This is a genomic window from uncultured Parabacteroides sp. (assembly GCF_947855115.1).
Classification (GTDB): Bacteria; Bacteroidota; Bacteroidia; order Bacteroidales; family Tannerellaceae; genus Parabacteroides.
The window spans coordinates 73,313-86,033 of record NZ_CANTZW010000019.1; the positions used below are offsets into that span (position 1 = coordinate 73,313).

At 45.4% G+C, this 12,721-nt stretch carries 8 protein-coding genes; 4 read left to right on the forward strand and 4 right to left on the reverse strand.

The features are described from left to right. The first annotated feature begins 34 nt into the window (after nt 1-34). Together nhaC and Q0110_RS12320 are read left to right on the forward strand one after the other, a co-directional pair. The gene (gene nhaC / locus Q0110_RS12315; RefSeq protein WP_297906614.1) at nt 35-1,501 is read left to right on the forward strand and encodes a Na+/H+ antiporter NhaC; all 1,467 of its coding nucleotides are present in this window, start codon (nt 35-37) and stop codon (nt 1,499-1,501) included. Next, nucleotides 1,470-2,642, forward strand: coding sequence for a dicarboxylate/amino acid:cation symporter (locus Q0110_RS12320; protein ID WP_297906617.1), 1,173 nt, complete (start codon nt 1,470-1,472; stop codon nt 2,640-2,642). The genes nhaC and Q0110_RS12320 overlap by 32 nt, the downstream gene beginning before the upstream one ends. A 3-nt stretch (nt 2,643-2,645) precedes the next feature. Here the strand turns inward: Q0110_RS12320 and Q0110_RS12325 are convergent, their stop codons facing one another. The 3 genes from Q0110_RS12325 to Q0110_RS12335 form a co-directional block, all read right to left on the reverse strand. Beyond that, complete coding sequence (locus Q0110_RS12325) at nt 2,646-3,191, reverse strand: 3'-5' exonuclease (protein WP_297906620.1); 546 nt, start codon at nt 3,189-3,191, stop codon at nt 2,646-2,648. A 165-nt stretch (nt 3,192-3,356) separates the two neighbouring features. Then, the gene (locus Q0110_RS12330) at nt 3,357-6,590 is read right to left on the reverse strand and encodes a S41 family peptidase (protein ID WP_297906623.1); all 3,234 of its coding nucleotides are present in this window, start codon (nt 6,588-6,590) and stop codon (nt 3,357-3,359) included. 18 nt (nt 6,591-6,608) lie between these two features. Next, on the reverse strand, nt 6,609-7,529 hold the full coding sequence (locus Q0110_RS12335; protein ID WP_297906626.1) for an Rpn family recombination-promoting nuclease/putative transposase: 921 nt from the start codon (nt 7,527-7,529) through the stop codon (nt 6,609-6,611). 499 nt (nt 7,530-8,028) lie between these two features. Here Q0110_RS12335 and Q0110_RS12340 point away from each other — a divergent pair, with 499 nt between their 5' ends. Both Q0110_RS12340 and Q0110_RS12345 read left to right on the forward strand, forming a co-directional pair. Beyond that, entirely contained in the window at nt 8,029-8,313 is a 285-nt protein-coding gene (locus Q0110_RS12340; protein WP_297906630.1) for a LysO family transporter, read from the forward strand. Beyond that, on the forward strand, nt 8,303-8,926 hold the full coding sequence (locus Q0110_RS12345) for a lysine exporter LysO family protein (protein ID WP_297906633.1): 624 nt from the start codon (nt 8,303-8,305) through the stop codon (nt 8,924-8,926). Before Q0110_RS12340 ends, Q0110_RS12345 begins: the two co-directional genes overlap by 11 nt. A gap of 241 nt (nt 8,927-9,167) precedes the next feature. Here the strand turns inward: Q0110_RS12345 and Q0110_RS12350 are convergent, their stop codons facing one another. Then, entirely contained in the window at nt 9,168-12,626 is a 3,459-nt protein-coding gene (locus Q0110_RS12350) for a DUF6383 domain-containing protein (RefSeq protein ID WP_297906636.1), read from the reverse strand. Between the last annotated feature and the right edge of the window lie 95 nt (nt 12,627-12,721).

The following is a 12,721-nucleotide window of genomic DNA, read 5'->3' on the forward strand; positions in this document are numbered from 1 at the left end:
TCGCACCATTATTATTTAAGCGACTGAATTGACAATGGAAAATCATCTTAAGAAGATGCCCTCCCCCCTACTCTCACTAGTACCCATCCTCGTGTTGGTAGCTCTCTTGTTCGCGACTATACGAACCTTTGGCAGCGACGCGTTGAGCGGTGGAAGCCAGGTCGTATTGCTTACCGCCACGGCGGTGGCCTCGCTCTTGGCCATGATCTTTTGCAAGGTCAAATGGAAAATGATAGAGGAAGCTATTTGCAACAATATATTGGGAGTTTCCACCGCGTTGATTATCCTATTATTGATAGGAGCCTTATCGGGTAGCTGGATGATCAGCGGAGTCGTCCCGACCCTGATTTATTACGGGATGCAAATAATCCATCCGAGTTTCTTCCTGGCCTCTTGTTGCGTGATCTGCGCCGTCGTATCCGTCATGACGGGTAGCTCGTGGACTACCATCGCCACGATCGGTATCGCCCTAATGGGCATCGGCGAGGCACAAGGCTTCGCCACGGGCTGGGTAGCCGGGGCGATCATCTCGGGCGCTTACTTCGGGGATAAGATCTCACCGCTCTCGGACACGACGGTGCTGGCTTCCTCCGTAACGCACACCCCCTTGTTCTCCCATATCCGGTATATGATGTTTACGACGATACCTTCCATGGCAATCACGTTGATTATCTTTACCATAGCCGGTTTTACGCATACCTCGAGCACATCCGGGCAAATAGCCGAGTTCGCCGCCTCGTTAAACCAAAGTTTTCATATCTCGCTCTGGCTGCTGATCGTACCGGTGGTAACGGGTATATTGATCGCCAAGAAAGTACCGTCGTTGATCACCCTGTTCATCTCGACGGCGCTGGCGGGGGTATTCGCGATCTTTTTCCAGCCCCATTTATTACAAGAGATAGCGGGAGCGTCGGCAACGGACGCCTCCTCCTTATTCAAAGGATTATTCATGACATTCTACGGGACGACCCAGATCGATACGGGCAACGAAGCCCTGAATAGCCTGGTCGCTACCCGGGGTATGGCAGGCATGATGAATACGATCTGGCTGATCATCTGCGCCATGTGCTTCGGCGGCTCCATGACGGCCAGCGGTATGCTGGAAAGCCTTACGTCCGTATTCCTGCGCTTCATGAAACGGAGGGTCGGCATGGTAGCGTCTACCGTATTCTCCGGCTTATTCTTGAATATCGTCACGGCAGACCAATATATATCCATTATCCTTACCGGAAATATGTTCAAGGATATCTATAAGAAAAAAGGATATGAGAGCCGCCTGTTAAGCCGCACGACGGAAGATTCCGTAACCGTAACGTCCGTGCTGGTGCCGTGGAACACCTGTGGTATGACGCAAGCCACGATCCTGGGCGTAGCGACCCTGACGTATCTTCCTTATTGCTTCTTTAACCTGATCAGTCCGTTGATGAGTATTACGATAGCCGCCATAGGCTTCAAAATAAAGCAACACCATGAAGAAGATCAGAGTATCATTGTTAACTAAAGTCGTTATCGCTATCGCCGCCGGCATATTGTTCGGCCAGTTTTTACCGGGAGGAATCGCACGTATCTTTGTAACCTTCAATTCATTGTTCGGCAACTTCCTATCGTTCTCCATCCCCTTGATCATATTGGGGCTGGTGACTCCCGCTATCGGAGACCTGGGCAAAGGAGCCGGGAAGCTATTGCTGATAACCGCCTTGATCGCCTACGGTTCAACCATTTTCTCAGGGTTCTTCACGTACCTGAGCGGAGCGGCCCTGTTCCCGCACATACTACCGGCCAACACGGAACTGACGGCGATGGAGAATCCGGAAGATTTCATGCTGACACCCTACTTCACGGTAAATATGCCGCCTTTAATGGATGTCATGACAGCCTTACTATTATCCTTTACGATCGGCCTAGGGCTTTCTAACATAGCGGGAACTACCCTGCGCGACTCTTTCACGGATTTCAAGGAGATTATCACGAAACTGATCGAGGTGGTTATCATCCCGTTATTGCCTCTCCATATTTTCGGTATCTTCCTGAACATGACGGTAAGCGGACAAGTCATGAGCATTATCACGATGTTCTTGAAAGTGATTATCGTTATCTTCGTCTTACACGTAGTATTGCTATTGATCCAATTCTCGATAGCCGGAGTCATAGCCGGAAAGAACCCGCTCCGTCTCTTGAAGAATATGCTACCGGCCTATGCCACGGCTTTAGGGACCCAATCCTCAGCGGCTACGATCCCCGTGACACTGGCGCAGGCTGTCAAGAATGGCGTGCGGGAGAATATAGCGATCTTTACCGTACCGCTTTGCGCCACGATCCATCTGGCGGGTAGTACGATGAAGATTGTCGCTTGCGCTATGGCTATCATGATCATGGCGGGGGAACCGGTTACGTTCGCCAACTTCAGCGGATTTATCATGATGCTGGGAATTACGATGGTAGCGGCCCCGGGTGTTCCGGGAGGGGCTATCATGGCGGCTTTGGGTATCTTGCAAAGTATGCTGGGATTCAACGAGACCCTGCAAGCGTTGATGATCGCCCTTTATATTGCCATGGATAGTTTTGGCACCGCTTGCAATGTGACGGGAGACGGCGCTATCGCTGTCGTGGTAGATAAAATAGCCGGGAAAAATACTCCGTAAGAGTTATTTAGAGTAGCAGGAAGCCATAAGCGCCTCTAGGGTATCGACCTCTTTCTCCCGCATCATCGTAAGGGCGATATGGGCACAGGCGTAGGCATCTGCCATGGCGTTATGGTGCCGGGTAAGGTCGTAACCGCAATGGGCGGCTACTGTCTGCAACTGGTGATTTTCCAGAAACGGGTACATCTTCCGGGATAGGCGGCAGGTGCAGTAGAAGGGATATTTCGGATAGGCCAAGTCGTACACCTCGTGGGCGGCTTTCAGGCATCCTTCATCAAACGGGCTGTTATGGGCGACAAGGGGGAGGTCTTTTAGTTTGGGGGCGATGCTTTCCCAAGCTTCCTCGAAACATAACGCATCATTTGTATCCTCGGCGGTCAGCCCGTGTATGGCCGTGGTCCAACGGGTATAGAAATTGGGGGTGGGACGTACCAAGGTGTAAATGCTGTCTACTACCCAATCATCCTCCAAGATGGCGATACCTATACTGCAAATACTGCTCCGCTTTCCATTGGCGGTCTCGAAGTCAATAGCTGCGAATCGTTCCATAGATAGATTGCTAGTTTTTTATTTGTTTGATGTTTGTTGTTTATATATATATTTATTTGTAGAGACGGGGCGTGCCCCGTCTCATCCCGACAAAATAGTAACTTAAAATACTATCAGACAGTGGTGAGACGGGGCACGCCCCGTCTCTACAAAGATAGGTCTTTGTTATTTATGGCTCCAGTCTCTTGGCGCGGGGACAGGGGCTAGCGGTTTGCGGTCTTTTAATTGTTTCATGACTTCCTCGATGGCACGATCCAGTTGTTGATCCTCGCCGTTCCATTCCTTGATGGGGTCATTATCGATCAAGATATCCGGTTCCACGCCACGGTTCTCGATAATCCAGTCACCCGTCTTCGGATCATAGCTCGTGAAGAAAGGCACGCGGATATCCGTACCGTCCATATAAGGAAGCGGGCCGCTAATACCGATGATACCACCCCAAGTGCGAGTTCCGATCAATTTACCTAAGCCAAGCGCACGGAAGCCCCACGGGAATAAATCGCCATCGGAAGCGGAATACTTATTGATCAAGCAAACTTTCGGACCAACCTGTACGGCATCCGGCACGGTCCCGATCAAAGAGGAACCCCGGCGCATCGTCAAACGATACGGCTCGCGAGACAGACGTTCCAAGATCATCGGAGAGACATTTCCACCGCCATTCGCACGATCATCGATAATCAAGCCCTCCTTATCCAATTGCGGATAGAAATAGCGGGAGAACTCATTCAAGCCTTCCGGCCCCATATCCGGGATATAGATATAGCCGACCTTGCCATTCGTCGCCTTATCTACCTTCTTGATATTATCTTGGATCCAATTATAGTGATACAAAGAATATTCCTCGGCCAACGGGCTGATCACGATCTTACGAGCACCCGCCAATTGAGGCTTGCTGTTCAAAGACAACTCGGTCGGAACGTTCGCCTTCCCGATCAACAACTTATACATATCGTTTACGCTATTCGTAGGAACTCCGTCTATAGCGACGATAAACTCCCCGGCCTTCGCCTCAATACCCGGCTCCGTCAACGGAGAACGCAATTCCTTGCTCCAAGAAGCCCCCGGTATAATCTTCTCCAAGCGGAAGAAACCGCTCTTATCCCGAGAAACCTCAGCACCTAGCAGACCCATCGATACCCGTTCGGGGCCTTCCACCTCACCGGGGTTCACATAAGCATGCCCTACACCCAGCTCGCCGATCATCTCTCCTATGACGTAATTCAAGTCTAAACGAGTCTTCACGTAAGGAAGGAGAACAGCGTATTTCTCCTTGATCGCCCTCCAATCCTTGCCATGCATATTCTCCAGATAGAAACCATCCCGGAAAGCACGCCAAGCCTCATCGAAGATTTGCGCCCATTCCTTCGTATAATCTACCGTGATCTTCATATTCGCCAGATTAACCGGCTTGCTCAAATCCGCTTTTCCTTTCGGTATATCGGTTACGAACAATTGATCGTCCTTAAAGAAAACAGCTTTCTTACCACCCGGATCAACCATCATAGCGGCATCGCTAACGGTCTCCTCTTTCTGTTTCTTCAAGTCGAACATCTTCATACCCCCTTTCGTGAAATAATACACGTTCGCTCCATCGGAATAAAGATTGTAGTAATTCGATCCCGGCAACGGAAGCTTAACGATCCGATCCGTGATACCTTCGATATCGATCTTCACGGCCGGGGTGGAAACCTCGTCCTTTGTCTCATCCTTCTTAGAGGTTCCCGCTTTCGCCGGAACGGATTCAACGGAGACCTCCGCATCCGTCTCTATAAATGGGGAAGCGGTATCTTTAGATAATAAAGCCAGATATACGCCACTCATATTATTATAGACATGATTCCATTCCGTCTGGCTATACGTAGGATTGAAATCACGGGCAGAAGTAAATACCAGATATTTACCATCCGTGCTGAATACAGGGGAATAGGACTCGTACCATTTATCGGTCACGGGATATTCTTTCTTACCCGCGATATCGTAGACATAGACGATCGAGAAATTATTATCGGACACACGGGAATAAGTCAACCAATTATTATCCGGAGAGAAACTCACGTTACGGGCCTCGCCTAACGGACTTTGTGAGAGGTTCACCACTTGTTTAGTCGCTACATCCAATAAGTTTATACGATTCTTACGATCCGTATAGACAATCTTCTTGGCATCCGGGCTCCATTGGAAGGTACGGATATACGTATCGTTATTCTTGGTCAACCGGGTAGGCTCGCCACCTTCGGAATCTTGGAGATACAACTCGGTCTCGCCGGTAGCGTCGGAGATATAGGCAATATATTTTCCGTCCGGCGACCATTGGGCGTCACGTTCGTGCGCTCCCGGGGTACGGGAGATATTTTTCGTGACTCCTTTATCTACCGGGATATTGAATACCTCGCCACGAGCGGTCACCACCATACGCTCGCCTTTCGGGGAAAGGCTGGCGCTCGTGATATATTTGGAACCATCCTTGATCTCGCTACGCGCGTAGACATTATCGGAGGCAAGGGTTACGTTCACTTTCTCCGGCTTCTTCGATGCCGCATCCATCTTATAGATGTAGCCTCCATTCTCGAAAACGATCGTATTGCCGAAGCTGCTAGGGAATTTCACGTCGTACTCGGTGAAGTTCGTCACCTTACTCGTTTGCCGAGTCTTCGTATTGTAAACAAACAGGTTCATCGTATAATCCCGATCTGAAAGGAAATAGATCTCATCACCGATCCACATCGGAAAGATATCTTGCGCCTCATTGTTCGTGATATTCTCTACACTTTTCTTCTCCGGATTATAAACCCAGATATCATCGGCCATACCGCCCTTATAATATTTCCATGTACGGAACTCACGCATTACCCGGTTGTAAGCCAATTGCTTCCCGTCGGGCGAATAGCTACAGAAACCACCCTCGGGCAAAGGAATCACCTCGGAAAGGCCGCCTTCTTTATTTACCGTATATAATTTACCGGAGAATCCATCGCTGATGCGGTTGCGGTAGACAATACCATTGCCATCCGGTGTCCAAGTCATCACGATATTGTTCGGGCCCATGCGATCGCCCAGGTCATCACGGCTATTCGTAGCCGTGTAAGTGATGCGCAACGGCTCACCGCCGGAAGAGGGCATCGTGTATACTTCCGTGTTGCCATCGTACTGTCCCGTAAAAGCGATCGTCTTGCCATCCGGGGAGAAACGGGGAAACATCTCATACCCCACATACGATGTCAATCGCTGTGCCTCACCACCTGTAGCCGGTACTTTATACAAATCGCCAGCGTACGAGAAAACAATCTCTGAGCCGTTTGTAGCCGGAAAGCGCATTAATCTCGCCTCATCCGCCGCCATCAAAAACATAGGGATAGCGACAGCCGCCACTGCCGTTAAAATCATTCTTTTCCTCATAACTATCTTATCTTTTAATCATATCTGTTCTATCTCTTCCAGTGATAAGCCCGTCACTTGCCGAATCATCTCCGGGGATAAGCCAAGGGCTTTCATTGAGCGGGCATTCTCTTTATTTTGTTCGGTACGACCTTCTTCTCGCCCCTCCTCTCGACCTTCCATCAAGCCCTCTAATTTTGCCGTACCTAAAACATCGTTCTGTATCATAATCGCATTCAGATGCTCGTCATAGGCATAACGTTCTTCAGGAGACATTGAATAATAACTTAATTTCTCACGTGCCTCCTCTAGACCGGGCGCTGTCGTTCCGGAGGTTATGACCCCGTCTTTCAAGTAACAGACCCATTCCTCCAAGGGGGTAACGGCGACCTTATCAAACTCATTCACACGAACCAATATATACTCCGGGAAGATCTCCGAAGGAAGACGCTTGACAATCGCCCCTCTCTCCTTGGTATTTACCTGCAAATGATCATGAGTATGCACACCGACAAATTGGTTCTGACCATGATATAGATAATCAGTCCCCACGCCTATGTCAAAATAAAGGATGCTGATGGAATAAACCTTTTTCACCCCGGAGTAGTCTTGCCCCAAATGAAGATGCTCGGTAATGGCCTTCGCCACGCCGTAGAGCACACGTTCCAAATAATAGAGCTCGCGGGTATTCTGTATCTCGATAAGGATAATATCTCCGTTCGTATTCTTGGCCTTGATATCTACCCGGTTGAATTTATCATCGGCCATTTGCTGATTTCCCTCGCTTTCCAGGATCTCCTCGATCGTGATCTTCTCTCCCAAAAACACGGTGAGGAAACCTTCCAACACTCCGAAATTCGCCTTTTGGCGAAGCAGACGTTTGATGGCCCAGTCGAAACGGATATATCGATCTTGCAATTCTTTCATATATCTCTCATCTTTTTCTGTTTTCTTTTTCATAGTTACATACGTTTTAGTTTGGCCCAATAGTGGGTAAGGCCTCAAATTTACATAAAAAGATCCGAATCCAAGGCGGCTATCTATAAAAGAAAACAAGGATATGGATTGAATATCGTTTCCAGAAGCCAACGTTACCGGCTCCTCGCGCTCCAAGCGCCCCCTGTCACACGAAAAGTTTCAGAATCGCTAAATTATTACTATCTTCGCGATGAAAATAGAAATGACATAAAAACAACATGAGCAAGAATCTCCTGAACAACTCAAAAAGGTGGAGTACCCGGGCTTTCTCGAGTAACACGGTCGTGCATGTTCATTGGTTCAGCGGTTTTATCTAAATCTATCCATTCCCTTTCCGGGGGAGGACTTTTCTCATCATAGTTCTCCTTTTACACGTATTTCTTAATCATACTCAAGTTTAACTTTCACGGAAAAAGAGGAAACGTCAGATCCTTTATTTCCGGGAAGAGATGTATTGCGCATCTCTAAATACATTACGCTTATGTTTATCATTCTAGGTCTATTAGGTCTAGGGATAAGCGCCGGCTATCTATTCCGGCATGTCCCTGTTTTCAAGAGATTGGAACATTCCATCTCTTATACGATTTTCGCCATGCTGTTCATATTCGGCATTACCATAGGAGCCAACCAATCTTTACTGAACAACATTGGCGAGTTCGGAATACAAGCCGCCATATTAGCCATTTGCGGGGTATCGGGAAGCCTGGTGGCATCTTTTATCGCTTACAAACTATTTATCAAGAAAGGAGGTATCAATGAAAAATAACCTAATTGTCATCTTATGTTTTGCCGCAGGCATCTTTTGCGGAACATTCGCCGGTACGGTTGTCTCCACGTTTTGCGAGAAGTTGCCGCAGTTCTTGCTATACGCTCTTATCATCCAAGTGGGGTTGAATCTTGGGGCAAACGCAGAATTAGGGAAGATGCTCAAGGATATCCGTTTTTCCAGTTTACTATTGCCGTTCTTTACGATTATCGGCACATTATTATTCTCGGCGGCAGCGAGTCTGCTGTTGACATCGTGGGATATGTATGATTGCATGGCCGTAGGAAGTGGATTCGCTTACTATTCCTTGTCCTCCTTGCTTATCGTACAAATGAAAGAGGCATCGGTCGGGATAGAGATAGCGTCGCAACTTGGGGCTATCGCTTTACTGGCTAATATCATCCGGGAAATGCTGGCCTTGTTCGGGGCGCCGCTCTACGCCTCTTTCTTCGGTAAATTCGCTCCGGTATCCGTGGCGGGGATCAACTCCATGGATGTCTGCCTTCCGGCTATCAGCCGATATTCGGGAAAAAATATCGTACCCGTGGCTATTATCCACGGGATTATCCTTGAGATCAGCGTACCGTTGCTTATCTCATTCTTTTGCAAGTAGAAGCGAGGCTAGTCTTCAGCACTCTCATAAACAACACTTATGAACACAAAAGAGGATGCGCCGTAAAGTACGCATCCTCTTGTTTCTTTATCCGTACTCCATCCTCACGGAGGTACTTACGGACATCTTAATTTATTACTTTAGTATTAATATTAATCCAACTCCCGCCTGTTCATCCATCACGGATTACTTGGATTTTGATCCTCACGGGAATTGTTGATTATCTTATTTCATTAAATTCTTATTTAACGATAGCCTTAACAGCTTCCTCTCCATCAACAGCCACTGCTACGATACCAGCAGGTACGGAGATTGTAGCATTATCGGAAGTAAGAACTGTCTCAGCTATTATTTTACCCAAAATATTCGTGATAACTACAGACTTACCAGCTGCGCCTTGAACAGTTACGGTACCGTTACCGGCTACGATGGTGATACCCTCAGCAGCGATCTCGTCGTTAGAAGTAGCGAATTGATCATCTTCTACCATACGAACAACATTAAAGATCAACGCACCATCACCGCTAGTCTTAGCATTATCAAACCTAGCGTTATTATCTGTGATTACCAAACAACCATTATGCATCTTCAACCAAGCAGTCTTCTCTGTCGGAGCAATAGCTTCATCTTTGTTTCCATAAACAGTTGTATACTGACCATCATTAACGGTTTGTCCATTAACTTTTGCTGAACCATAAACATTAGACTCAAACAAGAATGAATTATCTGCACCTTCCTCTGCTACATTTCCAGCTTTGTCTGGATTTACATAACGGAAAGACCAAGTTACGTTCTTATGTTGATCACCTGTCAAGTTCACAATGAAATGTTCGATTTTTGCTTTCTTATAGTTGGCAATAATTGTAGCTGTATCCAAATCAGCTGGAGCCATTTTCTCGAAACCATTTGTCAATACATATAAGCTGTCACCCATATGAATAGCCTTAACAAAACCTACACGTGTATAGCTACTGTTAGCGCTTGAGTTTGTACTTAATTTATACGGATTAGCAACTTTTCTATCATCATATACCTTTGCTGAATCAGAGAAGTTTACTAAATACTTACCATAAGCGAAACCTGCATGAGCCGGAGTAGCATGTGAACAGTGAGCAGCATCAACTTTGTTGCCTGCGTTATCGAAGTGATTATGCTCATAAGTACAAGGTACACCCGGAGTACCAGGTTGATCTTGACGAGCAACAGAGATCAAGTATTGAGGCTTGATATTACCAGCGCCACGATTTACCCAAGCAGTGTCTACATGGAAGAATAATTTACCATCAGCTTTATCCTGGTTCCAGATACCAGCATAATCTACGGTCTTATCTTGCAAATTTTTATTCCACTCATCCATCAAGTACTCACCACGTACACTCTCAACGAACGCCAAGCTATCAGCAGCATCTGTAGCGCTCTCACCCAATGCTACGTTGTTGAAACGACGATACAAAGGAGAATCATCCGTCATAACAGCGAATGCTGAAGTACGAAGTTCACGATTATTTCCTTGATTAAATTTATCATTTGTAGAACCTTGTAATAAATCCAAAGTATTATCATCAACAGAAACTTTTACACCATTCGTATACTCATTTGAATAAGTTACATTAGCAGAAGAATGATCATTGTAAGTCTTCTTGTTACCATTGCTATCGTAAGCCTCAAACTCAGAATAATCCTTCACATATTTAAACTCATCTCCATCTTTATCGTATGCTGTACCCAAATTAGCCTCAACTAACGCATAATAGTGTTTACCGTCTACACAGTTGTTTTCTTTCAAGAAGAATGGAGTTTTTTCATCCTTCTTCATCATATACTTTTTAGCAACATTGTCGTAAGACAAATAGCTTTCGCCATTCTTAACATAGTAAACATTTCTTACCAAGCTATCGCCAACACCATAGTTATCATCCTTAACTACGATTTCCAAACGGAAGTTAGTTTTATCACCGTTCTCGTTTACACGAACGATAGAGTCCTTACCTGCCGGAGTATACAAATATTTATCTAATGCTAAACCATGCAAATAGTTGAATACATACGTCTGAACCTTAGCAGAATCTTCTGTCAAGTATCTGTAACCAACCTTTAAGTTTTTAGCGTCTTCAACAGGGATAAAACTTAATGTATCAGCGCTACTACCATTATAGAAGAATACATCTTTACTATCTTTTACAGCATATAGTTGAACCGTCTTTTTATTCAAACCGACAGAAGTTTCACTCACATCATAGAACTCACGGTTCTGGATTGTAATAGAAGCAGTAGAAGCCGTACCATTCTTTGTAATAACCCACTGAGCCGCAGGAATATGATTAAAATCTTGACGATCAGCTTGTTTTGCCCAACCAAAGTTACCTGCTAAGTTAGCCAATGCATAAGCGTCGTTTTGTTCTGGCTTATTGCCTCCGGTAGATTTATATTGAATCATATAAACACCGTCAGCTAAAGTTGTTTGAGTCAAACCAGAGAAGTTTGTTCCAAGTTTGATAACAGTCTTTTGTACATTGTCCTCACCTTGAAGAGCTCCGCTGTTATCAGTTTCGTTAGTATTAACAGTCAATACATTTGTACCGGCCAAACGAGCCATGTAAACGTACTTACTAGTAGCAGATGCTTGAGATCCTTTAGCAGAAGATGTGTTATCAGAAAGTACCCAATTAGAATTATTGTTCTTTTCTTTTACCCATTTAGCGAAATCGGCATCAGACACACCATTTTTTTTAGTGATCTTATAAGCAACTTCTTTAACCTGAGCATACAATTCATCTTTCTGAGCGTTATAAGTGAACTTAAATTTATAAGAACCATCTTTACGACCATCAGCGTTTAGTTCATCATAAGCAAACTTTAAGAACTTGCTAGTCTCCGTTCCGTCATAGTAAGCGGTATCAACTACAACATATGCTTTCTCATCACCAATCTTTTGGTCTTTAGCTTGCAATGTTACCCAATAACCACTAACAGGATCAGTCTCCACAGTCTCCGCATGTAAAGCTGTAGCAGTTAGAACATTTTTATTATTTCCAGAAGTCTCCGGATTCATAGTTAAGCCAAAGAACATTTTAGCGATAACCGCACTATTACCCTTTACTGAATGTAATAAAGTATTCAATGCGTTACTATCCAAATCAATATCTTTAGGAATGCTTGTTTGGTCTGAAGACAAAGCTATCGCTGCAGAAGAAATTGCATTTTTCTTTGCCTTCTCCAAATAAAGTTTGTTACCTGACTGAGCGATATAAACAACTGTCTCACCATCAATATAAGAAACCAAGATATCCTTTCCATTCACTGTCTCAACAACCCATTCAGAAGCGCTTCCACCTAAGGCTAACGGAGCAGCATTAGCGATCTTTTGAGACTTATTATTGTCATCTACAGCGATAGCTGTAGCAGGATCTACAGACAATGTTAAACCAGTAGCCTTATTCACGAAAGAATAAAGTGTTTGTCCTAAAGAAGTCTTCACATCAGAGACCGTCCATGTTGCCGGATTCAATACCTTTAAATCATAAAGATTCGCAGCATTAAAACTCAATGCACCATAATTACTTCCTGTAGATACAGATAAGTAATCTGATGATGCACCCAACAGAGTAGCCTCACCCTTTTTAGCGTTTATGGAAGCTCCCGCAGAAAAAGCAGTCGCTAACATAGCACTAGCCAAAAGCGTAGTAATCTTTTTGTTCATAAATCAAAAATTTAATATTAATAATAGTGTTAATTAAAGTCCATCCCGCCGTTTAGCCTCTTGTTTTGCTCGAAAACGACTAGTCTAAACGATCG